Source organism: Nostoc sp. (assembly GCF_036919495.1).
Classification (GTDB): domain Bacteria; phylum Cyanobacteriota; class Cyanobacteriia; order Cyanobacteriales; family Nostocaceae; genus Nostoc.
In genome coordinates this window covers 83,804-109,450 of sequence record NZ_JBALBZ010000141.1, presented here as the reverse complement: position 1 = coordinate 109,450, position 25,647 = coordinate 83,804, and the positions used below count along the sequence as shown (strand labels likewise).

Here is a 25,647-nt window from a genome sequence, read left to right as displayed (position 1 = left end):
GCCGTCTATCTCCAGGATATGAAACTCAGCCCGATTTGGACACAACCCCAAAATATCAACCGTCCACTATTTTTGGTAAAAACTACTATAATTGAATCCACAGGACATACATTTGCAACATAAAGCACCCCTAAACTGTGTTTACCACTGCACTAGCTCAACGAGAAAACACCCAACTGGGTGAACTACCACTAGATTTGTTTGCCGCGATTCAGAGTCTCAAAAAAGAACTCAACGCCGTTATCCTGGCACATTATTATCAAGAGCCAGATATTCAGGATATTGCCGACTTTATTGGGGATTCATTACAACTGGCAAGAGCCGCCGAAAAAACCAATGCGGATGCGATCGTCTTTGCTGGCGTTCACTTCATGGCAGAAACAGCAAAGATACTTAATCCCGATAAATTAGTACTTTTACCAGATTTGAATGCTGGTTGTTCTTTAGCAGATAGTTGTCCAGCAGACGAATTCGCAGCTTTTAAAGCAGCACATCCAGATCATTTGGTGGTGTCTTATATCAACTGTTCTGCTGATATCAAGGCGATGAGCGATATTATTTGTACTAGCTCTAACGCTGTGAAAATTGTGCAGCAGATACCGAAGGAACAGCCGATTATTTTTGCTCCAGATCGGAATTTAGGGCGGTACGTCATGGAACAGACGGGACGAGATTTGGTGCTATGGCAAGGTAGCTGTGTTGTCCATGAAACCTTTTCGGAAAAGAAAATTGTCCAGTTAAAAATTGCTCACCCAGAAGCAGAGGCGATCGCACATCCAGAATGCGAAAGTAGTGTATTGCGCCACGCCAGTTTTATTGGCTCTACAGCCGCTTTACTCAAGTATTGTCAAAGCAGCCCCACCAAGGAATTTATCGTTGCGACAGAGCCGGGAATCATTCATCAAATGCAAAAATTAGCTCCTGACAAGCGTTTTATTCCTGCGCCACCGATGAATAACTGTGCTTGTAACGAATGTCCGTTTATGCGGTTAAATACCCTAGAAAAGCTCTACTGGGCAATGAAAAATCGTACTCCTGAAATTACCATGTCAGAGGATATTCGGCTGGCTGCACTGCGACCAATGCAACGAATGTTGGAAATGAGCGTGTAACCAGTATTTTTTATCTAAATGGTAGAGACGCAGTTTTGTTGCGATCTCTACCCACAAGTTATTTTTTCTAATCACTTGCTATTTATAAAAGGTGGTGCTAAGATTTTAAATCGTGAGACAAATCGGGTCGGTGTCCGAGTGGTTAATGGAGACGGACTGTAAATCCGTTGGCTTGCGCCTACGCTGGTTCAAATCCAGCCCGGCCCACCACTTACGAAGTTATAAGTTATAATGACTGGGTAAGCATCAAAACTCCCAGCATTTTAACTTCTAGCTGAAAAAGCAAAATCATATTTTGCCCGTGTGGCTCAGTGGTAGAGCACACCCTTGGTAAGGGTGAGGTCACGAGTTCAATCCTCGTCACGGGCTTTTTAAATTGATAAAACAACTAACGTAAAGTCAAGGGTTTCAGCCTTTTTAAGAGATTTAGATGTTCAAAAGCTAAGTCTCTTAGTTGCATTCGTGGCTATTCTGACTATGATTTGGCTATCAGCTTGTTTTTTGGCTATGATATGGCTATAATTTTGTAGTTTTTGTAGTTAGGGTGCGTCAGTTAGCCAAAACCTTAAAAATCAGCATCTGGAAGCCAGAGGGTTTAATTTGATAAATATTTTTTTAGTCTACGTCAATATATTTAAAAGTTTTCTCCCTCCACAGGTGATATCGCCAAGGCTAGAATTTTTATAAAAAAGCTAAAATTCTATCCTAGAGAACGTTTCGTTATGGCCTGTTAACTGTCGTTCCACTTTTCCATAAGCCTTTTTCACCCAATACCCTCTAGGTGGCTTTTCTATCCCATAAGCCTTACACCACTTTTCTACAGCCTTATCAGACACGCCAAAATCTCTCCCAATTTGTGCGGTTGGCTTTTCCCAAACTAGTTTTTCTAGTTCTTCTTTTGATGGCCTTTCAACTTTTCTGGTATGAATTCTAGAGTCTGGGTTAACCTTTCTAGTTCTTAAATCAATGCCAAACTCTTTGTAGGTTCGCTTAGACGCTGCTTCAGTTAAGTATGTAAAATCCTCCCACCAGTAAAACGGTGTAGCTGAATTAGGTATTTGGGTAGTTATGTAGCAACCATCAAAGTTAATTGATGGATAAACAACTTTATCTATATCAGGCAGATAAACAGCATAAAAGTCAAAGTCATTTACTTTGTACTTCTTCTGATGAGTACCATTTTTATCTACCCAAATAGTTTTATTGACTACCCTGTTATCTCCGGCATATTTAGCTTGGATTTTGTAAAATTTATCATCTTTGTAAGCAACAAAATCAAAAGGTAAATGCTCACAAACAAGCGGTGTAAGAATCAAGTATCCTTTAAGTGTTAGATCGGCGATCGCTTTCGTAGCAGCAATATCGCCCTTGTTCTTAGTATGATGCAGCAAAACGAACCCTCAAATGTGCAAATGATTGTATCACTTCACGGTGCTTGAGGGTTCATATTGAGTTAAAACGAGCGCGGCAGGGTTCGAACCTGCGACCGATTGCTTAGAAGGCAATTGCTCTATCCACTGAGCTACGCGCCCAACACAAAATAATGGCTCCCGAAGGAGTCACGTACATTATTATATCGTGTTCACCTACCAAGAAGCAATCGAAAATTGCAGATTTACCACTAGCAAGGCTAAGATGCTAGTCGCTAGTTAGTGCAATCTACACCGAAAACGAAACAGATGGGGTATTGGTTTAGATATATTAAGTTGTCAAGGGGTTATTTGCCTGTTAACGCCAACGCCCTCTGGGCGGCTACCTTTGGGAAAGAACTGGCGATCGCTAGGCCCATTTCCACAGTATGCTAGGTAATTTCAGCCTTGGCGATGCTGCCAAATGCCATTATATATTCCATATTAAGAGTGCCCCTGTGAGGAGTTATTTGCTAGTGCCATGTTTATTCTCAAACGGCAGGATGTTGAAATATCAAGCATTCAGCACCCAAAAAAGGATCAGCAGGTGCCGATCCTCAGTTATCAAGGGCAGACTTTTCGCTTGATTAGTGTATTTAAAGCTAGTCAAGAAGAAGAAGCTAGAGCCTTATGGAGAGAATTAACGGATAACCGAGGTAAAGCCTGTGTTTTACTAGAAGAACCAGAACGTTTTAGTGTTTGGGGTAAAATCCGTTTAGAGCAGCTGGATGGTGATACAGGTGGTCATGGCAAAACGGCGATTTTAATCCAAGCCAGTATTTTGCTGTTGCAGGGTGTTTCTATCGACATTGAAGAGTTTTTAGGTGCTAGGCAAGCTGCATTATTTGAAAAAGATATTGCGGAGGTGTTCAAGCAGAAACAATTTCCCCAAGCATCTTCTTTAGAAGCAGTTAAATATTTGGTATCTACTAATCCGTTACCGACAGCTAAAATACCTGATTGGCAAGAAAATCATGTAGTGATCCTGTTACAAGAACTGCATCGATTAGGAAAGGGCTATTTTGGCAACGCTAATTTTACCAAACAAGTGATTTATAAGCTAGAAGATATGCCAGAAGCCGAGCGATCGCTGTTTATCACTTGGCTAAATCAATCACCACTGGGTAAACTATGGCAGTAACAAAATTCCTACTAATGGCACTTGCTTTTGGTGTTCGATTGTGGATTACTTAGCAGACACACTGCTATATATACAGTTCTTTAACTCAAAATACTGCCATAGAGCATCTACATAGTCAAGTCTTATGAATAACTCTTACGAGAATTCGTTCTTTTCTAAATCAATTTTCAACACTCAGAACATTGTCTTAGCTAATATTGGCTGGGCTGTACTGGCACTGCTATACTTTTTGTTGTTTAGTGCCAAAGTTCCCGGAGCAGATGGCATAGAAAGCCGAGCCGAGTGGTATGTGATTGGCACAAATATTTTTGAAGCTTTAGCTTATTTGGCTGCCGGTATCTTATGCTTGAGGAACTGGCTGAGTCCGCAAATCGTCAGTGGTCGAAATGTTTGGCTCTTGATTGGCTTAGGTATGCTTTCCTATTTCGTCGGGGGGATAATTTTCGGCTATACGGAAATAGTTTTAAAAGATGAACCGGATGTGTCTGTAGGCGATATATTTTTTGTACTGACTTATCTATTACTTGGCGCAGGCATGATTTTAGCTGTGGCTTCCAGGCGAATCAATCTGGAAAAATGGCAGTGGCTAATTGTGTTAGCAATTGCAGTTTTCGGTAGTTTGTTAGCATGGTGGATTTCTATGCAACAGGAAAAACCCTCAGAACTACTAGTCGTTATTTTAAATTGGTTTTACGTAGTTAGCGACGTGGTTCTGTTAATTATTGCTACCACTCTGCTACTAGCCTTTTGGGGGGGAAGAGTTTCCCAGTCTTGGCGAATGATTGCAGCCGCGGCCTTTTCGCTTTACATTGCAGATATGTGGTTTAAATATGCCCAAGGCCCCAATTATCAAAGTGGAGAGATATTAGAAGTGTTTTGGGTGTTTAGTGGAGTGTTATTTGGTATGGGCGCTGTCTTAGAATATGACGCATCACTAAGACGAACGCGCCGTACCAGTGGACGAAAACGAGCTTAGTAAAGATTTTTGGTATCTACCGTGAGAAAATTAACAGACTCTGACAAGCAAGAAATTCTGAAGTTATATCGAGAGACTGCCGAAACAACCTCAACTTTGGCAGACCGCTATGGTGTGAGTAACTCGACAATTAGTCGCCTGCTCAAAAGCACTTTGCCAGAAGATGAGTATGAATACTTAGTCTCCTTAAAACGGGCTGCGAGAACTCCTGAGGGTAGGGCGCAGGTAAACTACGAGCAGTTACCTCTGCTGACTCAACCAGAGCCGGAGATAGAAGTTCCACCCATCGAGAGCCACCCCTTGGAAGTACCAAAGGTTGAGCCACTACCACGTCGGGTAATTCATGTAGAGGAGCAACTTTACTCAGAGGAAACGGCGGAGTCACTCGCTGCTAGTAGACGGCTGCGGCGACGCCCCTCGGCGACGGAAAAACCAAAGCTCCGAGTCACAGAGAAATTAGAAACTCCAGAGCCAAAGCCGCCGGAAATAGTCAGCATCCCCATCCCACCGCTAAAGAATGAACATCCAGGAGCCGCCGTCATCGCGCAGATGCTGGGCGAAGATTTGCTAGACGAATCGGAGGATTTGGACGATTTAGAAGATGATGATTTAGAAGATGATGACTTTGAGGAAGAAGATTTTGATGACGATGACCTGGATGACCAAAGACCTTTAGTCACAAAACGTAGACCAGGTGAAGCATCAGTTCAAGTTTTACCTCTGTCGATAGCGAATTTGCCCAAAACTTGCTATTTGGTAATTGACCGTTCCTCGGAATTAATTACCCGTCCTTTGAAAGACTTTGGTGATTTGGGGCAAATTCCCAGCTTGGAAACCCAGCAAAGAACTCTGCCGGTGTTTGATAACCATCGGGTAGCCAAGCGCTTTTCTACTAAACGCGATCGCGTGATTAAAGTTCCTGATAGTAAAATGCTCCATAAGGCTCGGACTCATTTGCAAGCTAAGGGCATCACCCGACTGCTCATTGATGGTCAGGTCTACTCGTTGTCTGCGACGGTTTAGAGGTCATGGAGACACCTGCTGGCTATGGTGTGGTATTGGTAACAGCTGGCAACATCCAGGAGGCAGAAGCAATTGCAAATGCCCTTGTGGAAGCTAAACTCGTTGCTTGTGTAAGTCTGTTACCAATCCACTCAATTTACACCTGGCAAGGGGAACTGCATAAAGAGCAAGAATGGCAATTAGTGATTAAAACTGATTTGGCGCAATTTCCGGCAATGGAGGCCAAAATTAAGGAACTGCACTCCTATGAAGTGCCAGAAATCATTGCTTTACCAATTGTTGCCGGTTCTCAAGCTTATTTGCAGTGGATTTCTCAGCAAATTAAAAGTAAAGATTGAGGACTTAGGATTTTCATAACTCCTCACTCTTTACTTTCAACTAATAACTCTAAATACAGCTTTGCGTAAAATCGTGGCGAATTGAGGGTTGAAATTTAAACGCATAGGCGCTTCTCTACGAGACGCTACGCGAACGCCTTCCCGTAGGGTAGGGGCGCAGAGTTAAGCGCAGAGGGACGCAAAGAAATTAATGAAATGTTGTACTAAGCGTAAACAGCCCTTGCAAAACGCTCTGCTAAGTAAATAATGTCCTGTCTACGAGCAATTTGGTTCATCCATTGTTTAGGAATATTTTCCACGCCGTAATAAATTCCCGCTAACCCACCGGTAACGGCGGCGGTAGTATCTGTATCTCCGCCTAAATTGACAGCTTTCAGTACCGCTTCAGAATAAGACGAGCTATTTAATAAACACCACAGGGATGATTCTAAGGTATCAATCACATAGCCACCAGAATTAATCTCTTCCACTGGTACTTTGGCAATCTCACCACTGAAAATTCTGCCAAAATGCGGCTTTTCTAACAAAAATTCCCGCACAGAATAAATTGTTTGGATATCTTGTAATCCTTGTAAATAAGCTGTTTGCGGGTCAGCCCCTTCCAAGAGCGCCACTGCAATACTAATATAAATGCCACAAGCCATTTGCGATCGCGCATGAGCATGAGTAATCGCCGAAACATCATGAACCCGCGCCAGCAATTCGCCTAAAGTGAAGTTTCTGTGACAATAAGCCATCGGCAAGATTCTCATCAACGAACCGTTGCCATTACTATTTTCAACCTTTCCACCCGCCTGATGGGGAACAACTCCCTGTTTCAGGCGCATAATTGCTGTGTGGGTAGTTTGACCAATATCAAAGACATCGCCACGCGGAGTCCAGTAAGCCTCCTTGTACCAACGCCAGAAAGAATTAGCTATAGCATCCAACGAATACCCCCTACAAAGGCATTCTGCCAAGCAAAAGCTTAATGAACTATCATCTGACCAAGTTCCTGGTGGTTGATTCCATGTGCCATAACCCTGCATCGTTGTCACTGGAGATTTTACTCGTTCAGCGCGGCTAGTAAACTCCACCGGCACACCCAACGCATCACCGACACATAAACCCATCAAACCAGACAACGTTTTTGTAGCGGTTAGCATTATTCAATCTCCACAAGAATTGCTCAAAATTAACTTTATAGATTCCCTCTATAGCTTGTTGCAACGGATGCTACAGCCTACTTCTCATCATCTGTGAAAAGCTCGGCAAAAAATTGTTAACCAGGTATTTTTTTTACCATCTTCCGACTTAGTTTTGGTTCCAAATATTGTGCCAGTTTTAAAAGCGTCTATTTTTGGAACAAAGAACCCAGATGAAAAGACATTGAATGTAATTATAACAGCTTATTTATGATTTTCAGGGATAGTTAAGCTGTAAATATCATGCATCAATAGCAACATTAAGTTAATAAAGTTTTGAAAATTTTGGAATATTATCACACAACTTTTTACTTGGAATATACAAGTAAAAAACACAAAACTTGGTAAAACTTATGAAGCGCTTACTAAAGTCTTTGATAACAATTTCTGCATTATCTTCTTTAATAATTGCTCCTCTTGTTCTATCAGCTGGTCAAGCTTCTGCTGAAACCAAAAAAGGTACTGATGCTAGCTATGTTGGTGCTGGTGTTGCAGGTGGCGTTACTAGCGGCGGACAAGGTATTAACGATGATGCAACATTTGGTGCTAATGTCACAGGTCGCTTGAAATTAGGAACTACGCCATTTTCTGCACGCGGTAATGTCCTTTGGAGTGATAAGACAAGTGCCATTATCCCAGAACTTTCTGTGGATGTGCCTATCGCTAATAAAACTAATGCCTATTTAACTGGTGGTTATTCTTTTGTAGAGAAAGATGGCTTACCAACTGCTATAGGCAACAAAGATTCAGTTGTGGTAGGTGCTGGTGTTGAATCGGAAGTTGCTAACAATTTTCTCGTCTACACTAACGCCAAGGAAGAAATTGGTGCTGATCAAAATAGCGATACTCCTGCTGTTAGCATCAATGGCGGTCTTGGCTATTGCTTCAAATAAATAAAAAATTATTGAGTCCTCAGTCGCTTTATACTTTACTTAAGTACTCAGGACGGGCTAAACGCCCCGCTACCGCTAACAGCACTCAAAAACTACTCCAAAAAGCTGGTTTTGTTAAGTGTTACATCACTGACGAAGCCGACTTTTGCCGTGGTAAAATTAAATTATTCCTCATTATTCCGGCCGGATTACCGGGGATCAAATAGCCGAAGGGTGCTGATTCGGCGTCTACTAATGCTTTATTGAGAATACTATACAAGTCTAATGGTTAAATCTGCTCCTTCCCCCATCGCAACCCGTAAGCCTTCCAAAGTAGAAGGAATCAAGGAAAATAGCAATTTTTTGCGTGAACCTGTAGCAACTGAGATCCTTCAAGACACTACCCATTTTACCGAAAATTCGGTACAGCTTTTGAAGTTTCATGGTTCTTACCAGCAGGATAACCGCGACAACCGCACCAAGGGACAGGAAAAAGATTACCAGTTTATGCTGCGGACAAAAAATCCCGGTGGTTTAGTACCGCCGCAGCTATATTTGGCTTTAGATAAAATAGCTGATGAGTATGGCAACCACACGTTACGAGCAACTACCCGTCAAGGTTTCCAACTGCACGGAATTTTAAAGAAAAATCTTAAATCAGCAATAGCCACCATTGTCAAGAACCTGGGTTCGACTTTAGGAGCTTGCGGTGACATTAACCGCAACGTCATGGCACCACCAGCCCCCTTTAAGAATCGCCCAGAGTATCAGTATGCTTGGGAGTATGCTCAGAATATTGCTGACTTGCTGACAGCGCAAACAGGCGCTTATTACGAAATTTGGCTAGATGGGGAAAAAGCAATTAGTGCTGAAGAAGACCCAGAGGTGAAAGCAGCACGACAGCGCAATGGGAATGGGACAATTATCCATGACAACGAAGAACCGATTTATGGCACGCACTATATGCCCCGCAAGTTCAAAATTTGCGTGACGGTTCCAGGGGATAATTCGATTGATTTGTATTCCCAAGACCTGACGTTGGTAGTGATTACCAATAAGAAGAAGCAATTAGAAGGATTTAATATTTTTGCTGGTGGTGGTTTAGGTAGAACCCACGGTAAAGAAGAAACTTTCGCTAGGTTAGCAGATCCCATTGGTTATGTGGCGAAAGATGACGTTTACGACATTGTAAAAGCGATTGTTGCTACCCAGAGAGATTATGGCGATCGCACCGATCGTCGTCATGCCAGATTAAAATATTTAATCAACGATTGGGGCGTAGATAAATTCCGCACCCAAGTTGAAGAATATTTCGGTAAACCAGTCGAAGCCTTCAAACCACTGCCAGAGTTTAAATATTACGACTTCCTCGGCTGGAATGAACAAGGTGATGGCAAGCTATTTTTAGGAATTTCCATAGACAATGGTCGAATCAAAGATGAAGGTTCGTTTCAACTGAAAACCGCTTTGCGGGAAATTGTTGAACAGTTCAACTTACACATCCGTCTGAGTGCCAACCACAACCTGATTTTTTACGATATTGAGCCAGATAGCAAGGAAGCTATTCAAGACATTCTCAGCCGTCACGGTGTCGCAGACGACCCTAGTAAAATCGAACCTTTAGTGCGGTATGCAATGGCTTGTCCGGCTTTGCCCACTTGCGGCTTGGCAATCACAGAATCAGAACGGGCAATACCAGGCATTTTGGAGCGGGTTCGCGCCCTTTTAGATAAATTAGGTTTACAAAAAGAACATTTTGTGATAAGGATGACAGGATGTCCCAATGGTTGCGCTCGTCCTTATTTGGCAGAATTGGCCTTTGTCGGTAGCGCTCCAGAATCTTACCAATTATGGTTAGGGGGTTCGCCAAATCAAACTCGACTGGCACAACCTTACACAGAGAAACTGCACCACAATGACTTAGAAATCTTCTTAGAGCCGATATTTGTTTACTTTAAGAAATCTCGGAAATCGAAAGAAAGCTTTGGTGATTTTTGCGATCGCATTGGTTTTGATGCCATCCGCGAGTTTGCTGCTAGCTACGATCCTAACACCGCTAATGGTGCAAACAAATCGCGTCATCGGGTCAATTTAAAAGAAGAGGTTTATAGCAAGTTGAAGGAAGTAGCAGAAAGCCAAGGTAAGCCGATGACTCAGTTAGTGACTGAAGCGCTAGAGGCTTACTTCCAGAATCTTTCTTAAGCCGAAAAATTAAAGATAATGAAATTAAGGAGAGACACAGATAAATTCATCTGTGTCTCTCTCGCGTAAGTCCTGATACAGTTAGGTAACACATCCACAGGAAAACTGAACTATGGTAACAACAGCAAAAATTCGCAGAAACTAGGGATGTGCTGCAAAACATCAGCTCTGGTGACAGAGATTCCCCGATTTATCCAAGAAAGCAAGAAACTAGAACAAATAGCAGCAACTCGTGCTTTCCGTACCTGGGTTAGACAACAGATGTCTACAGCAGGGCAATAATTTATTAAGAAAAATGTCTCAACTGCAAAGAATTGCGATCGCACCCTCCCAACTGCAACAAGGGCAAATTTTACTCACCAAAGAACAGCAGCATTATTTAGGGCGTGTGTTGCGCTTGCGTGAAGGCGATCGCTTTATTGCAATGGATGGTAAAGGAAAATGGTGGTTATCACAGCTAGCAGGGGAACAAGCACAGGTTTTAGAAGCGCTTTTTGTGGAAACAGAATTACCTGTATCGATTACGCTGATGGTGGCGTTGCCCAAAGGCAATGGATTTGATGAAGTAGTGCGGTGTTGTACAGAGTTGGGAGTAACTTGTATTGCACCAGTATTGAGCGATCGCACTTTACTTCATCCTAGCGCTCAAAAGCTGGAACGCTGGCGGCGCATCGCTGCGGAAGCCGCCGAGCAATCAGAGCGCTCGTTTGTACCAACAATTTTAGAGCCTGTTACTTTTAACACTGCTGTCAACGCTAATCAGACAAATCACCGTTACATTTGTGAGGCTCGCGGTGAGTATCCCCATTTGAACAAGGTGCTGAGTAGCATCTCTGACGAGATTATCATTGCTACTGGCCCAGAGGGAGGATGGACAACACAAGAAATTGAAAATGCGATCGCATTTGGATTTCAGCCTGTTTCCCTTGGTCGCCGCATCCTGAGAGCAGTTACAGCCCCAGTAGTAGCATTATCCTTGATTACCGCAAGTTGTGAAGTATAAATGATTTATAGCTCACGCAAAATCTCTTTTGCGTGAGACATCACTCCAGCGTGTATTTAAAGTAAGTGATGATTGAGCAAGTTGCGATCGCCTTTGAGCATAAAGATTATCAAACAGCTGCTAAATTACTCAAACAGCTGCTAGTAGAATCGCCAGAACATCCTTGGGTACAATTTTATCTCGGTCGGCTGCATGAAGTATCTGGAAAGCTCCAGGATGCGGAAAAAGTTTATCGGCAACTGCTGCGAGATACGAGGAATACTAGAATAGTGACGCTCGCACGTCAAGGTTTACGACGACTACAAGAAATCGAACTAGAAGAAAGACAAAGAGCTATTTCCCAAGCAACAGCCGATGGGAATAACAGCGAACTTGGGGTACTAATTTTAGAGCCACTTAGTAACGAACTCAAAACAGAAGCGTCTCGAAATTTTGCCCAAATTATGCAGCTAGACCCCTATACTGCACGCCTGCTACTGCCAAGTCGTGGCTGGAGGTTGTACCGCATTGGCCAAGTGGGAGAACTAAAATTTTACGGGAAACAGCTACAGCAGGCTGGCATTCCTTGCTTTTGGGCAACAATAGCTCAAATTCAACAAATTCAAGTTTATCAAGTCAAATATTTCCAAGAATCTACTCCACAAGCTACTGTTGTTTGCCGTAATGAGACAAATCAACTCGGTTCTCTTACCTTTGACTGGTCAGAAGTAACAGCAAGAGTAGTGGGATTGTTACCTATTTTTGAACAAGTTGTAGATGTTGATGCCTACCGGAAACTGGAATGGAAAACTCAAACACAAGACTATACTCAGTTTTGTGATTTACACATACCTGGTAGACGTTGCATTCTCCGACTTTATGATAATGGCTATGAATTTCAACAAGGTTTAGAAATTATTCCCCAAGCTAACCAAAATACAATCAGAATTAATTGGAATAGTTTATCGAGTTGGATTAACCAGCAACTGCCTCAAGTCCAAATCTGGTCAGATTTCACATCTTTTGCAGATACAACATTAGATCAAACAGAAATGTTGGGCCATATTAAGTCTCATATTCATTTGTTGCGTAGGGAACAGACTAATTGGGACTCAGCTTTTCATTTATATAGTGGACTGGTATTTGTTAAATATGCCAATAAGTCATACAAATAAACTATCTTAACCTAAAAGATACAGTTGTAGTGGAGAAATTAAGCGATCGCTCCTACTTTGGAGAGTTCCCCCATCTACAACTGGTAAACTTGTCTTAATATTACGTATGCACACTTAACTCATCGGTAGTATAGAGACGCAAAATTTCGCGTCTCTATGATTTAACCAGGGGTTTTAATCTGACGTGCCATGTCTAGGTAAGCGCTCATATTTGCCCCTGGACGCCGACGGCCATTAGAGCTAGTAGCTGAAGGAGCGAGATATTTAGGCGCAAAGGTAGTTTCCTTTGGCTCCTCTTTGAGGACTTTGGCTGCTGCGGCTTTTGCATTTTTGCCAGGTTCAACTTTAAGACCCTCAGCAGTCTGCACTAGGGTAACATCGGCTGGTTTGGGATTTTTAGCTGATTTTTCCTTAGTTTTAGTGGCCGCGGTTTTTGTTCCGTTCAATGAAGCTGGCTTAGATGCTTCTGCTGCTTCTGGTGCTTCTGATCCAATTGTTGCCGTTACTTTTTTAGCATTCGATACAACTGTCTCTGCTACTTTCTTTACGTTCGATGCTACCTCGTTAGCAGCATCTTTAGCAGCATCTTTGGCTTCGTCCAATTCCAAGAAGTAGCCGTTGCTTTTCTTCTTTCCTCGTAACAGTCCGGTAACAAAATCCAAAATACCTGAAATTAACTTTTTGATAAAATCCATTACAATTACTCCTGCCTTTTACCTTTTATATTTGAAACTAGACCGTAATTGTTAAAAATTACGACAAAATGTTACATTTTCTACTTTGCGTCACCCCATTGTGGTGACAACCCTTATAGGTTTGTGCTTAATCAACATTGTAGTAAAACTATAGAGCAAATGTTCTTTTGCAAGCACTTGCGACCTGTATACACCGAGAACTAATTATTAAATTTTACTGTAACTAAGAGCAAGATTCTGAAAGCAGGCTTTACAAAAATTAACATTTAATTGTTTGAAATTACTGATTGGAGAAAAGCAAGCGCTTTACTTTCAACCAGTGGGGGGAGTGTCATAGCCTGTTGGCAAATAGCGCTGGCTATAAGTTAAATTTTATACGAAGTATATTTGGGAGCATTTCAGTTTTGCAAAAATATTTTTTAAAGAATCCGAAAAGCAACAGCTTCAGTTTGTAAAGCAGTATGCACCTACAAAAGTGAAATACATCCCTTAATTCAGCCAGATTTTGTCAATGAACATTGAAAATCAACAACGCAATCCCGTTTTGTTAATACATGGGATTGACGACACAGAGGCAGTTTTCCATAAAATGGCGGCTCAGTTAAGACTACAGGGTTGGCCTGTATATTCCCTGGATCTCGTACCTAACAATGGTAATGTGGGTCTTGATGAGTTGGCAAAGCAAGTAGCCGATTATGTTACAGCCACCTTTGCGCCAGAACAACGCCTAGATTTAGTAGGCTTTAGCATGGGAGGAATTGTCAGCCGTTACTATGTCCAGCGACTGGGAGGAATTAACCGCGTGCAGAGGTTTATCACAATCTCTTCGCCCCATAATGGAACTGTGGTTGCTTATGGTTCCTGGCGTCCTGGTTGCGTGCAAATGCGCCCTGACAGCATTTTTCTCAAGGATTTAAATTCTGATGCTGAGATGTTAAAACAGCTAAATTTTACATCTATCTGGACACCTTATGATTTGATGATTGTCCCAGCCAATAGTTCACAAATGTCTGTAGGAAGCGAAGTCATAGTACCAGTTTCTCTACACCCTTGGATGCTGACAGACCCCAGGAGTTTGGCAGTAGTAAAAGCAGCTTTAGCAGAACCTATTAAGCTACTCTCAATAAATAAGAAATCCAGTCAGTAGCTAGTACCGCAAGGCGGAAGTCATGCATTCACGCATAATTGTATTCCAAGCTGTTGCGGCATTTGAAATGGTATGTTGATTTACGCGCCAGTTGTAGTAAAACGCTTGCTACGCTGGATTGATTCATATTTAATTACGAATTAGAAATTACGAATTACCGATTTCTCAAGTTTTATCCCCAATTTGCGTATGTTCGTAACTTCCAAAAATCGCCTCTGGGTGACGATAATACTTGAACTCCATGAGGTTATAAAAAGGATCTTCTAAAAAGAAAGTGCGATGCTCAAGAGGAGAACCAACAAAGCGGTTTTTGGTTTCCTCACGAAAAAGTAGCTGTTGTTGTTGTGCCCTTTCTAGTAAGTCTTGCCAGTCTCGTTCTTGGGTAAAAATTAGCCCAAAGTGTCTAGGATATATACCGTGTTGCGGTGTCAAAGGTTCTTTGGTGACATGAGCCACTAATTGATGACCGTAGAGATTAAGAATCAGGGCATGATGGTTTTCACGACCAGGAATGCAACCCAAGCCATCAACATAATATGCTTTTGTTTGGGCAATGTCAGTCACAGGGAAAGCAAGATGGAATAAAGTTTGGCTCATAGCTTGTGTGGAAAAGACTAGTAGTTGATGCTATCTATAATTTATGCTGTTAAATCTTCATTGTGGTCAACTTGAACACAGTTTTAATTGACATTAACTTATATCCTTTATCCTTATGACTAAGATTGGAGATTGAGTAGCACTTCAGCTGTTGCCCCCTACAACTATGGACTTCGCCCTGCATCTAGATAATTTACACTTAATTATTTAGTTAATAATACAAACATATTACTTTAGCTGCGGAGGTGTCATAAATTAAGCACTAGTACAGCATGACGTAAATAAAACACTCATTCCAAATCAACAAGACTCTTACGTTGTATCATTTTGATTTTTGACTTCCGCCTTGCGGTACTAAGGGTAACAAATTCGTTATTCTGTTGATATTCAGACAAAATTACTCATTGATTAATTGCTGATGTCATCCTTAATTGATTCTGTTAATCCCTGGTTGGTGGCGGTAGGATTAAACACAATTCTATTGGGTTTAGCTTGGATTGCTCCGAAAAAGCTGCTTACCCCTGCTGGATTATTCCACGCCTGGTTTTTGGCCATCCTAATTTGGGTAACTCTGGGCTGGCAAGGATATGCAGTAGTAATGTTCTACTTTCTCGTTGGTTCTGGGGTTACCCGTATCGGAATGGCGCAGAAAGAGGCTGAAGGAATTGCCGAAAAGCGTTCTGGGGCAAGAGGCCCAGAAAATGTTTGGGGTTCGGCTTTGACTGGGGCGCTGTGTGCTTTGGGAGTAGGGATAATAAATTCGGGATTTATTGTACCTAGTTCCCAATCTCTAGTCCCCGATCCCCAGTCCCTATTATTATTAGCCTATGTAGCGAGTTTCAGTACCAAGCTGGCTGACACTACTGCTAGTGAAGTCGGTAAAGCCTATGGTAAAAGCACCTTTCTAATTACCACACTCCAACCAGTGCCTCGCGGTACAGAAGGAGCGATAAGCTTGGAAGGGACTTTAGCTGGGATTGTGGCTTCTGTTACGATCGCATTTGTTGGTTGGGGAGTTGGTTTAATTGATCTATTAGGAGTAGCTTGGTGTGTACTCGCAGCTTTTATTGCTACTAACTTAGAAAGTGTGATTGGGGCAACATTGCAATCTAAGTATACTTGGCTGACTAATGAGGTCGTAAACATTTTTAATACATTGATCGGTGCGATCGCGGCTGTGCTACTTGCCTGGACATGGATAAATATAATTAAGTAGACAGGTGAGAATAAAGGATTACTTATTAAATCGCATGACAAAGGTTTTCCATGTTAGTTGCTACAACTTTAGTCACATAAGCAATGCAGTCACTCGACTTGTAGCAACTGGCATAGAAAACTGTAAGAAACAATTCTTAATATGTTTTGCTTTATTTTCGCCTATCTACTTACCTGATTATTTCTGTGAATTTATAAAGATTTGGTTACATAACTGATTTTGCCTTATAACTGATATTTTAAATCCTGTTCTGTCCCCATTAGACCGTAAAAGTAATCATGGGAAATTATTTTATTTACTAGTTATATAATTTTTTGACCATTTAGATGTAATTAATTCATAAAATCTTTATCATATTTAATCATCAATGACCAAATACTTTTTATATGATTTAATTTAAAAGTCTTATAAATGCTTAACCATTTTCACATAGTTATTTCATGGAATCTTTATCATTTTTGACAATCAATGACAAAATAATTTCTATTGAGGAAGCAGTAAAGTACCTGCAAGCCTCTGGAAAATTGGGACAGTTCATTGGAGATATTCTCCGTCAGTACGTAATTGAAGAAGAAATCCGAACACGAGACGATATTGAGATTGGTACAGCAATAACTGAACAAGCAATTATTGACTTTAGACTGAAAAACCAACTGATTGACCCGCAAAGTTTTCAAGAATGGTTAAAAGCCAACAACACAGATTACGCTACCTTTCATACATCAGTAGCTTTTGGTTACAAGTTAGAAAAGCTAAAAGCTGTAGTGACTCAAGCAAAAGTCCCAGAATATTTTATTGAACGTAAAATTTTTTTGGATCGGGTGGTACTTTCTCGGATCGTTGTTGATAATCGAGAATTGGCAGACGAACTACACACCCAAATTGAAGAAGGAGGTAGTTTTGAGCAACTAGCTAAAGAGTATTCCCTTTCAGATGATCGAATTGTGAACGGCATGATGGGAATAGTCAGCCGAGGAAGTATGCCGGATATATTACGGGCAGCTATTGATGTGGCCAGTCCTGGACAATTGATCGGCCCAATAGAAATCGTTGGCAAAGACTCTCCCCAAGGAGAAGGACCTTATGGTTTGTTTCGAGTAGAACAATTTCTGCCAGCGTCTTTAGAAGATACTCAACTAAAGCAAGCACTACAAAATGAGTTGTTTGAGAAATGGCTAGCAGAGAAAATTCAAAAACTGACAGTCAAATTACAAGTGAGTTAAATATTCTGGATAATGAATCTTTACGATTAAAAGTGCTAGCTTCTTTGCCTTGGAATCAGCCACCATTATGTTGGCTGACTCCCGAACAACAATCCCGATTGGAAAAAGAGTCTCAAACTCGTCAGTATCGTCTTGGAGAGAAAATCTGGTCAAACGATGTTGGCGGTTACCAATTCTTAATTGTGGCTGGAAAAGTCCGCTTACGAGAAGAGGGAGTTGGTAAACCTTTAGCAGCCCTCGATGTGGGGGATTGGTTTGGTGACTTCCAAAAGCTATCTGGGGATTTTAAAGCTGTAGCTGCTAGTAAAGAAGTAGTAGTAGTGTGTTGGCATACAGCGCTGTGGGCAGAATTTTCTAACCCACAAATTCAGGAATTCTGGCAAGTGTTACCAGTGAATGTGGAAAGAGAGAAAGACACATTTTCCTTTTCTTCTACTCCTTCACTAGCACCAGCCTCAGAGGGAACTTCTAGCCCCCACAGCCTCCAACCCCAAAGAGGACTTCCAGCCGCCAATCTGATCATTTCAAATTATCCTTTTGTTGCCAGCTGGAACACTGCTGCTGCCTGTTTAACAATGGTGGCGCAACAGTTAGAAAATTCTGTGCAACTGGAATGGGTGCAGCGTCAACTCAGAGGACAACGCCCAAAACAGGTTGTGGAAGCAGGAGAAAAGTTAGGGTTAGTGTTGCGGCGGTTACAAGTGAGTTGGGGTGAGTTGCGACAGTTATCATTTCCAGCTTTACTGCTGTGGAATTCTGATTCACCCCAGAGTCCATCTTGGGTGGTGGCTTATGGAGTTAAAGGCGATCGCTTAATTATCGCTAACCCTCTAAATCCCGATCGCATTTGTGAAAGCTTACCGCAGTCGATAGTTGAAGCGTCTTGGGATGGGCGATTGTGGCAAGTAGAACTCATATCCCAGCAAGAAAAATTTAACCTCAGTTGGTTCACCCCAGCAGTTTGGAAGTATAAGGGATTACTCACAGAAGTATTGTTAGCATCTTTTACCTTGCAGCTTTTGGGGTTAACAACACCACTAATTACGCAAGTCGTCATTGATAAAGTGATGGTGCAGGGGAGTTTGCCGACTCTCGATGTAATGGCGATCGCACTTTTGTTCGTAGCTATATTTGAGTCCATACTTGGCATTCTGCGCCTATTCATCTTTACCCATACAGCTCGTCGTCTGGATTTGAGTTTATCAGCACAGCTATTTCGCCATCTGATGCGTTTGCCTTTGGCTTATTTTGAGGCGCGGCGCGTCGGAGATACAGTAGCACGAGTCCAGGAACTCGAACAAATTCGTCAGTTTCTCACAGGTACAGCATTAACTGTGATTCTGGATAGCATCTTTGCTGTGGTGTACCTAGCATTGATGTTTTACTATAATATCCCACTCACCTTTGTAGCTTTAGCAGTACTGCCGCTATTTGCGACTTTGACGATAGTTGCAACACCGATTCTGCGTAACTGGCTCAACGAAACCTTTAATCGGAGTGCCGATAGTCAATCGTTTCTAGTAGAGACAATCACCGGAATTCACTCCGTTAAAGCCCATGCAGCAGAACCAGTAGCCCGCGATCGCTGGGAAGGCTTATTTGCTCGCTTCATTCGCACAGGTTTTAAAGCTTCTACTACCTCCAATATCAGTAGCAATATTGGTGACTTTCTTACCAATTTTTCCACCCTGCTGATTCTCTGGTTTGGCGCTAAGTTAGTCATCGAACAAAAACTCACAGTTGGACAGCTTGTTGCCTTTCAAATGCTCTCTGGTAGAGTCACAGGCCCACTTTTGCGCTTAGTACAGTTGTGGCAAACCCTCCAACAAGTGCTACTTTCTGTAGATCGCATTGGTGATATTCTCAACGTCTCCCCAGAAGCTGAACTGGGAACTGGTCTAGTTTTACCACCCCTGAAAGGACAAGTCACCTTCGAGCAAGTATTTTTCCGCTACCGGCCGAACTTTGAAGCAATTCTGCGGGGAATCTCTTTCAATGCCGAACCAGGGCAATTTGTTGGCATTGTCGGACGTAGCGGTTCTGGTAAAAGTACCCTGTCTAAGCTATTGCAACGCCTCTATCAAATTGAATCAGGACGCATTCTTATTGATGGTTTTGATATAAAAAGTGCCGATTTAGCATCACTGCGGCAACAAGTTAGTGTAGTTCTCCAAGAAGACTTTTTATTCAACGGTTCCATTTTGGAAAATATCACTCTCGGTAGTCCCGACATTACCGCAGAGCAAGTAGTAGAGGCGGCAAGATTAGCAGTAGCCCACGACTTCATCAGTCAATTACCCTACGGTTACGAAACCAATGTTGGCGAACGCGGTACAGCTTTATCGGGCGGACAGAGACAGCGTATTGCCCTTGCAAGGCTATTTCTTTCCCAAGCGCCGATTTTAGTTTTGGATGAAGCTACCAGCGCTTTGGATAGTGAAACTGAACAACAAGTACTGCAAAACCTGCAAAAAATTTCTGCTAACCGTACCGTGTTTTTAATTGCTCACCGCTTTGCCCCTCTCAAACGTGCTGATTTGATTTTGGTATTGGAGCAAGGCGTGATTGCCGAACGTGGTACTCACTCACAATTGTTGCAACAAAAGGGTTTGTATTGGTCATTATATCAACGACAGCAAGCAAATATTTAACTAACTCAAAGCTTGTGGCTACATAAAAGATAAACGTTTGGAAAGCTGATTAAGGATAGCCTTTGGCGAATGGAGCATAACTCCATTCGCCATTTTAATTTTGATGATTTTGATAATTACCCTCACTCCAGTTTGAGCGGTGTAAATAATTTTATAGGCAGCGATCGCAATAGTTTTAAAAATAGTAACAGTCATAACGTTTTCTTCTCATTGCCTTAGTGTCCATTCTTACACTTTAAAGATTTAAGATTCACTTGATGAATTTACTCTTAATAAAAACCACAGTTGTCAGAACCTTTTTTGGTAATAAAATTAGCATTTTCTTCTAAAATTTCATAGTAATTATTGACAATGAGGCTTATTGAAAAATTGAATTTTTTATCAAAATTTTAAAGCTTCAAACCGTCAAAAATGATTGCTATCTTTGAGAAAAAATACTTATGCTCATTGATGATGTTAATAACAATGTGTTGTCAAATCAACAGCTAAATGTCACTTCAATTTCCTCATTAGATAGCTTTAAGACGAAAGATGACCACAGCCTCAACTTCAGTAGACCTAGTAGCTATAACTCAGCCGATGCTGATGTGCAGTTGCTAAACAACGGTGACTCTGAAAATAGCAATAATGCTACTACTAATGCTTTTAGCGCCCAAAATTATAACTCCACTAATGGCTATGGCTTGATTAATGGAGCAGCAGCAGTGGCTAGAGCTATTGGTCAGAATACCTTTGCTGATGTTCCTAACCTTGGTGGCAATAATTGGGGAGCAGACCTTGTGAAAGCACCGGAAGTCTGGGCACATGGATACACAGGTAAAGGCGTTGTTGTTGCTGTTGTAGATACTGGGGTTGATTATAACCACGAGGATTTAAAAAATAATATCTGGACAAATCCCAAGGAAGTTGCTGGCAATGGTAAAGATAATGATGGCAACGGCTATGCTAATGACATCCACGGCTGGAACTTTGTTGACAATAATAATAATGTCCTAGATGACAACGGTCATGGCACTCATGTTTCCGGGACGATCGCCGGAGAAAATAATAACTACGGTGTCACTGGTATTGCTTATGATGCCAAAATTATGCCCGTCAAAGTTTTAGATGACTCTGGCTCCGGTTCCTATAGTTCCATATCTAAAGGCATTCATTATGCTGTGGACAATGGAGCTAACGTGATTAACCTCAGTTTAGGAGGTGCTTATTCCAACCGTACTTTAGAGTCAGCTATTGACTATGCCAGCAGCAAAGGAGTGATTGTCGTCATGGCAGCAGGTAATGATGGTGACTCATCACCAGACTATCCCGCCCGCTATGCATCCAAGTCGGGAATTGCCGTTGGCGCTGTGGATAAAAATAATAATCTGGCCGACTTCTCTAACCGTTCTGGAACAAATGAAATTTCCTATGTCACAGCCCCAGGAGTCAAGGTCTATTCCTCAGTTCCGAATAATCAATATGCCACTTATAGCGGCACGTCTATGGCTGCTCCCCATGTTGCTGGTATAGTTGCTCTGATGCTTAGTGCTAACCACAACTTGACTGATGCCCAAGTCCGTCAGATTGTGGCAGAAACCGCAGAAAATAGTACACAAAGTACAAATAGTTCAAATATTTCTAGTTCTGTGCCGAGTCAGTCGATGTCTACGACGAGCCACGCCTACGCAGACACAGCAGAAAATAGTTCACAAAGTACAATCTCTAGTTTCTCTAATTTTAAGATTTCCAATGTTAGTTCTCTGGCAAGGCAGGTGATTTCTAGCAACAATTTGCTAAATCTAAACGCAATAGCCGAAAATCATCTCACATCACAGACATTTTCTAGTTTTAATAGTTCCAATTTTGGTTCTCTAATCGGTCAGGGGATTACAAAAACAGCACAATATCTAACACCAGATACTATTTCTAGTTTTAATAGTTATGATGTCGGTTCTTTAATCGGTCAGACGATTACAGAAACAGCACAATATCTAACACCAGATACTATTTCTAGTTTTAATAGTTATGATGTCGGTTCTTTAATCGGTCAGGCGATGTCTAATGACAAGCTGCTAGACAATTACCTTGACTCTTGGGTGTAGTCGTCAGAAAAACGTTCGTTCCTTGGAACCCTGGGATGATAGCGATTTAATCGATTGGTAGTAATTAGTTTTTTCTGTTCAGCAGAGATATTTTGCCAACCTAAATCTTTGAGTATTCTCTTAGCTGCAACTTCACCTGTTCTACAACCCCCTTCCATATATCCCTGGTAGGACTGAGAACAGTGTTCACCAGCAAAAAATAGATTACCTACACGTTCCTGTTCAGCTCCACCTATGCCTGTCCATTGTCCGACTAAATAGCAAGTATAGGAGGCTCTTGTGTACTGTTCTCCAGGCCAATAGGCGCGAATGGCTTGACCTTGACGTAGGTTTTTGATTCCGGGGAAAATTCGATCTAATTGTGGTAATAGTATTTCGGCTTGAGATTCTGCTGAACCTTTGCCCAAAGATAAACCATGTTCACCACCAGTAAAGTCAGTAATCAGACCTTTGGGGCCTTTTTGATAGCGACTGGGTTCCCAGGTGTTTTGAAAGCCTGTATCAGTAAATGTTGCTGCTGTTGAGTTATATTTAGTGCGCCACAACTTTTGTTGATAGGCTGTAATTAATTTGGCATTTGTACCATATCCTAATTCGGCGATCGCTTTCTGTTTGATTGCTGGTAAATTGACTTGCAACTTCACTAAACGCAAAGTGCTAAAGGGCAATGTCAACAAAATTCTTTCATAAGTACGATCAAAGGTTCTATACCCAGACCGTAAACTAACTCGATAGCGACCATCGGGACGGATACAAATAGCTTCTAATTCTGTTTCAGTTTGTATAGTATTTGCTAAATAATCTGCTAGCAGACGGGGTACTTGGTCGTTACCACCACGAATGGTGTAACGTTCATCGCTTTCACCGTAGACTGAGAATTTATCGGTGTTAGTACCAATCAAAAACACCAGATTCAAACACGATTGTTCTGCTGCTTCTCGTCCATACTCAGTAGTATAAGAAACATACAGCATTTCTTGCAGAATGGGATTAATTTTTGCTTGCTCTAAATACTCTGCAATGGAGGTATTATCTAAAGCGAAAGTTGCCTGATTGTAAGAGCGATAAGTTACATCTCCATCCCCAATGGCAACTAAATCCTCGTCAATTTTCTGTGCTAAAGGAATGAAGTAATTGATAATTTCTAGTTCAGGAATTTTGCGTCCTTGAAAGTACCATGTTTCTGGTACTAATCCTTTATCAGTAGGGAGTAAATCGACTATTGTTAAACCAAGCTCTTGAGCAAGCGATCGCAATTTCGTATGATCTGCATCAATAAATTCTCCGCCAAGTTCCACAGTCACGCCAGTACCTGCTGCGTTAGCTAAACTACGTATCCGACCACCAACGCGGCTCCTCGCTTCAATGATGTCTACAGGAACTCCAGCTTGATGTAAGCGGTAGGCAGCAGTCAAGCCAGCAATTCCCGCACCCACTACCAGCACTTTGGGAATCGTGGCAAAAGCCGTAGAATCACGTCCATTATGCCAGGTAGCTGTAGCTAATGCGCTTGCTAATCCCAAACCACTATAAAGTAAGCGGCGACGAGTGGTTCTTTGTTTTAAAATATCAACTATCTCATCGGTGGGAATGCCAGTTTTGAGCGATGCCCTTGCAATTTTATAAGCGCGTTGCAAAGATACTATTAGTGCAGACCTAGCCATTAAGCACACCTTTATTGCCGCTAATTATAGCGGTTCTCGTTTACGTGAGATATACCCGTAGGGGCACGGCACTGCCGTGCCCCTACACCTCGTTATGTAATGTTGTACTCCATCTAAATGGGAACCGCCATATCAAATAAAATTAATAATTGCAGGTTGAAATGACTTTTTTGATAAAGTAATGAAATTAAATATGAAAAATAATTAAATTATTCTTGAAAGCTTTGGTTTACCAAGACTAAATCAGTATTTTGTGGGATGCTAGGCGTACCTGATATAGCTAGCGGTTGTCGATTGAGTTAAGTACAAGAACCGCTCCCCGCTTGCGAAGAGCTTGCTCTGATGTACCTTGTATGATTAGGAAATGCTATAAAAACAGCAGAGGCTAAAAACACTACCTAACTGAAAATGCCTCGCTGAACCGCCGTGTCACAGGCTCAGTGATGAATGTCAAAATTGACTTTTTACGAGTGACAATTTCACCTGAAGCAGACATACCTGGTGTAAATTCTACTTCTTGACCCCGGACGTTAACTGAGTGTTTATTTAGCCTAATTCTGGTGGGAAAAACTAAGCCTAATTCTTTATCAACAATTGCATTCGGACTGACTTGCATAACTTCTCCATTCACAGTGCCAAATTCCTGGAAAGGGAAAGTCGCCATTTTCACTTTTGCCTTCATTCCTTGACGAATAAAGCCAATATCGCGGTTGAGAACTTTCACTTCTAGAAGCATTTCTTCCCCTTCCGGCAAAATTGACAGCAATTCTTCACCTGATTGCACTGGCCCCTTGGTGGCTTTAACTCTGTAAATTGTACCGGCAACAGGAGCCTCAATCGTTTCTAAAGCTTGCTGCTTCCTCGCCTGTTCTAATTGGCCTTGAACAGTTGTCAGTTCTTCTTTACGCTTGTTGAACTGGGTCAAAATTTCACTTTGGCGTTCTGATGCTACACGCTGGGCCTGACTGCGTGCAGCATTGGAAGATTGTTCTGCTTGGCGAATTTCTTGGACTTGGGCTGCAATATCTTTTTCTAATGATGTAACTTTATCTTGAGCCTCTGTGATTTTATTCTGGGCGTTAGTCACTTCATCTTGCGATCTAGTGATTTCTGTCTTTGCACGAGTTAATCTTTCTTGGGCATCCAAGTAATCGACACGAGGTACAGCACCAGGAGTCATTAAGCTGCGTAGGCTTTTTTCCCTTTCTTCGGCAAGTGCCAAATTACTTTCAATTTTAATTCGGATGCTATCTGCGTTGGCAAGGTTAGTTTTGGCATTGGCAACGCTGGTTTTGGCATTAACTAAGTTGTCTTGCAATCGAGTCAAACGGACTTTGGCTTGATCTATGAGTGCTAATTGGCGATTTGCTTCTGCTTCCGCCCCTGCTTGCCGCGCTTGGAAGTCTTGCAGGCGAGAACTTAAAAGTTCATCTTGCAGTTTCGTTCCAGTAGCTTTGCCTCCGGTGCGTTCTGCATCCAAACGTTGCAAATCGTCCTGAATCAATCTAGAAGATTTGGCTAGACGGGAAACATCGGTTATTTGCAAGTCTGGATCTTTTTGAACCAGAACTTGACCTTTAGTAACGCGATCGCCTTCTCGTACTTTAACAGCAACAATTGACCCCCCACCCAAGGATGTCACCGGTCTTACCTGCGTGGAAGCAATTAATTCTCCTGGTGCTGTTGCTACTTCATCTATTTGCGAAAAGTACGCCCAGGCGATTGTTCCAAATACGATGACGCTCATCGTTCCCGCTAATAATCTTGTGTACAGAGGTGGCAATTCCTGTACCGCCTTCCCCAACTCATAAGTAAGTTGTTCCTCTGGTTGGGCGAATCGCTCTTTTGTCTGACGTGCTTGAGCAGCATTTACCATATGTTTTTGTCCTTTGTCATTTGTCATTTGTCATTCGTCATTTGTCTAAAGTCCAATAGTTATTCACTAATGACCAATGA

At 41.9% G+C, this 25,647-nt stretch carries 23 protein-coding genes and 3 tRNA genes; 18 read left to right on the top strand and 8 right to left on the bottom strand.

The genetic code is table 11. The features are described from left to right. The first annotated feature begins 137 nt into the window (after nt 1-137). From nadA to V7K25_RS20010, 3 genes are all read left to right on the top strand, one after another. The gene (gene nadA / locus V7K25_RS20020) at nt 138-1,112 is read left to right on the top strand and encodes a quinolinate synthase NadA (RefSeq protein WP_335160236.1); all 975 of its coding nucleotides are present in this window, start codon (nt 138-140) and stop codon (nt 1,110-1,112) included. Nucleotides 1,113-1,236: 124 nt separating this feature from the next. Continuing rightward, nucleotides 1,237-1,322, top strand: a tRNA-Tyr gene (locus V7K25_RS20015). Nucleotides 1,323-1,409: 87 nt separating this feature from the next. After that, nucleotides 1,410-1,481 (top strand) — tRNA-Thr (locus V7K25_RS20010). Nucleotides 1,482-1,804: 323 nt separating this feature from the next. On the opposite strand, the gene V7K25_RS20005 is transcribed toward V7K25_RS20010, so the two are convergent. Next, nucleotides 1,805-2,503, bottom strand: a complete 699-nt coding sequence (locus V7K25_RS20005; RefSeq protein ID WP_335160235.1) for a group I intron-associated PD-(D/E)XK endonuclease — start codon at nt 2,501-2,503, stop codon at nt 1,805-1,807. Between the two features lie 68 nt (nt 2,504-2,571). Further along, nucleotides 2,572-2,644: transfer RNA gene (locus tag V7K25_RS20000), tRNA-Arg, on the bottom strand. A gap of 147 nt (nt 2,645-2,791) precedes the next feature. On the opposite strand from V7K25_RS20000, the gene V7K25_RS19995 reads away from it, so the two are divergent. From V7K25_RS19995 to cutA, 5 genes are all read left to right on the top strand, one after another. Then, complete coding sequence (locus V7K25_RS19995; RefSeq protein ID WP_335160234.1) at nt 2,792-2,917, top strand: hypothetical protein; 126 nt, start codon at nt 2,792-2,794, stop codon at nt 2,915-2,917. 85 nt (nt 2,918-3,002) lie between these two features. Then, nucleotides 3,003-3,662, top strand: coding sequence for an Npun_F0813 family protein (locus V7K25_RS19990; RefSeq protein WP_109007685.1), 660 nt, complete (start codon nt 3,003-3,005; stop codon nt 3,660-3,662). 124 nt (nt 3,663-3,786) lie between these two features. Next, the gene (locus V7K25_RS19985; protein ID WP_335160233.1) at nt 3,787-4,638 is read left to right on the top strand and encodes a hypothetical protein; all 852 of its coding nucleotides are present in this window, start codon (nt 3,787-3,789) and stop codon (nt 4,636-4,638) included. A 21-nt stretch (nt 4,639-4,659) separates the two neighbouring features. Beyond that, nucleotides 4,660-5,661 (top strand): transposase, encoded by a 1,002-nt coding sequence (locus V7K25_RS19980; RefSeq protein ID WP_335160232.1) that lies wholly within the window; start codon nt 4,660-4,662, stop codon nt 5,659-5,661. Nucleotides 5,662-5,666: 5 nt separating this feature from the next. Then, a complete protein-coding gene (cutA, locus tag V7K25_RS19975) occupies nt 5,667-5,999 on the top strand; it encodes a divalent-cation tolerance protein CutA (RefSeq protein WP_335160231.1) in 333 nt (110 codons plus the stop codon). A 203-nt stretch (nt 6,000-6,202) separates the two neighbouring features. On the opposite strand, the gene V7K25_RS19970 is transcribed toward cutA, so the two are convergent. Continuing rightward, nucleotides 6,203-7,144, bottom strand: coding sequence for an ADP-ribosylglycohydrolase family protein (locus V7K25_RS19970; RefSeq protein ID WP_335160230.1), 942 nt, complete (start codon nt 7,142-7,144; stop codon nt 6,203-6,205). A 392-nt stretch (nt 7,145-7,536) separates the two neighbouring features. Between V7K25_RS19970 and V7K25_RS19965 the strand changes: the two genes are divergently transcribed. The 5 genes from V7K25_RS19965 to V7K25_RS19940 all read left to right on the top strand — a co-directional run bounded on the left by V7K25_RS19965 (nt 7,537) and on the right by V7K25_RS19940 (nt 12,414). Next, nucleotides 7,537-8,076, top strand: coding sequence for a hypothetical protein (locus V7K25_RS19965; protein WP_335160229.1), 540 nt, complete (start codon nt 7,537-7,539; stop codon nt 8,074-8,076). Nucleotides 8,077-8,087: 11 nt separating this feature from the next. Then, nucleotides 8,088-8,282, top strand: a complete 195-nt coding sequence (locus tag V7K25_RS19960) for a hypothetical protein (RefSeq protein WP_335160228.1) — start codon at nt 8,088-8,090, stop codon at nt 8,280-8,282. A gap of 58 nt (nt 8,283-8,340) precedes the next feature. Then, nucleotides 8,341-10,257, top strand: coding sequence for a sulfite reductase, ferredoxin dependent (gene sir / locus V7K25_RS19955; RefSeq protein WP_335160227.1), 1,917 nt, complete (start codon nt 8,341-8,343; stop codon nt 10,255-10,257). Nucleotides 10,258-10,552: 295 nt separating this feature from the next. Then, nucleotides 10,553-11,260, top strand: a complete 708-nt coding sequence (locus V7K25_RS19945) for a 16S rRNA (uracil(1498)-N(3))-methyltransferase (RefSeq protein ID WP_335160226.1) — start codon at nt 10,553-10,555, stop codon at nt 11,258-11,260. A gap of 68 nt (nt 11,261-11,328) precedes the next feature. Next, nucleotides 11,329-12,414, top strand: coding sequence for a tetratricopeptide repeat protein (locus V7K25_RS19940; RefSeq protein WP_335160225.1), 1,086 nt, complete (start codon nt 11,329-11,331; stop codon nt 12,412-12,414). A gap of 161 nt (nt 12,415-12,575) precedes the next feature. On the opposite strand, the gene V7K25_RS19935 is transcribed toward V7K25_RS19940, so the two are convergent. Then, nucleotides 12,576-13,109 carry a hypothetical protein gene (locus tag V7K25_RS19935; protein ID WP_335160224.1) on the bottom strand — a complete coding sequence of 178 codons (534 nt, stop codon included), beginning with the start codon at nt 13,107-13,109 and terminating at the stop codon, nt 12,576-12,578. A gap of 511 nt (nt 13,110-13,620) precedes the next feature. Here V7K25_RS19935 and V7K25_RS19930 point away from each other — a divergent pair. Continuing rightward, nucleotides 13,621-14,256, top strand: a complete 636-nt coding sequence (locus V7K25_RS19930; RefSeq protein ID WP_335160223.1) for an esterase/lipase family protein — start codon at nt 13,621-13,623, stop codon at nt 14,254-14,256. 165 nt (nt 14,257-14,421) lie between these two features. On the opposite strand, the gene V7K25_RS19925 is transcribed toward V7K25_RS19930, so the two are convergent. After that, complete coding sequence (locus V7K25_RS19925; protein ID WP_335160222.1) at nt 14,422-14,853, bottom strand: VOC family protein; 432 nt, start codon at nt 14,851-14,853, stop codon at nt 14,422-14,424. A 418-nt stretch (nt 14,854-15,271) separates the two neighbouring features. Between V7K25_RS19925 and V7K25_RS19920 the strand changes: the two genes are divergently transcribed. The 3 genes from V7K25_RS19920 (at nt 15,272) to V7K25_RS19910 (ending at nt 19,943) form a co-directional block, all read left to right on the top strand. Then, on the top strand, nt 15,272-16,069 hold the full coding sequence (locus V7K25_RS19920) for a TIGR00297 family protein (RefSeq protein ID WP_335160221.1): 798 nt from the start codon (nt 15,272-15,274) through the stop codon (nt 16,067-16,069). A 440-nt stretch (nt 16,070-16,509) separates the two neighbouring features. Then, entirely contained in the window at nt 16,510-17,292 is a 783-nt protein-coding gene (locus tag V7K25_RS19915; RefSeq protein ID WP_335160220.1) for a peptidylprolyl isomerase, read from the top strand. Then, a complete protein-coding gene (locus tag V7K25_RS19910) occupies nt 17,241-19,943 on the top strand; it encodes a type I secretion system permease/ATPase (RefSeq protein WP_335160219.1) in 2,703 nt (900 codons plus the stop codon). The genes V7K25_RS19915 and V7K25_RS19910 overlap by 52 nt, the downstream gene beginning before the upstream one ends. An 18-nt stretch (nt 19,944-19,961) precedes the next feature. On the opposite strand, the gene V7K25_RS19905 is transcribed toward V7K25_RS19910, so the two are convergent. Further along, the gene (locus V7K25_RS19905) at nt 19,962-20,138 is read right to left on the bottom strand and encodes a hypothetical protein (RefSeq protein ID WP_335160218.1); all 177 of its coding nucleotides are present in this window, start codon (nt 20,136-20,138) and stop codon (nt 19,962-19,964) included. Nucleotides 20,139-20,383: 245 nt separating this feature from the next. On the opposite strand from V7K25_RS19905, the gene V7K25_RS19900 reads away from it, so the two are divergent. Next, on the top strand, nt 20,384-22,027 hold the full coding sequence (locus V7K25_RS19900; RefSeq protein ID WP_335160217.1) for a S8 family peptidase: 1,644 nt from the start codon (nt 20,384-20,386) through the stop codon (nt 22,025-22,027). On the opposite strand, the gene V7K25_RS19895 is transcribed toward V7K25_RS19900, so the two are convergent. Together V7K25_RS19895 and V7K25_RS19890 are read right to left on the bottom strand one after the other, a co-directional pair. Then, complete coding sequence (locus V7K25_RS19895) at nt 22,006-23,691, bottom strand: flavin monoamine oxidase family protein (RefSeq protein ID WP_335160216.1); 1,686 nt, start codon at nt 23,689-23,691, stop codon at nt 22,006-22,008. The genes V7K25_RS19900 and V7K25_RS19895 overlap by 22 nt on opposite strands. Before the next feature lie 394 nt (nt 23,692-24,085). Next, on the bottom strand, nt 24,086-25,594 hold the full coding sequence (locus tag V7K25_RS19890) for an HlyD family efflux transporter periplasmic adaptor subunit (protein ID WP_335160215.1): 1,509 nt from the start codon (nt 25,592-25,594) through the stop codon (nt 24,086-24,088). Nucleotides 25,595-25,647 lie beyond the last annotated feature (53 nt).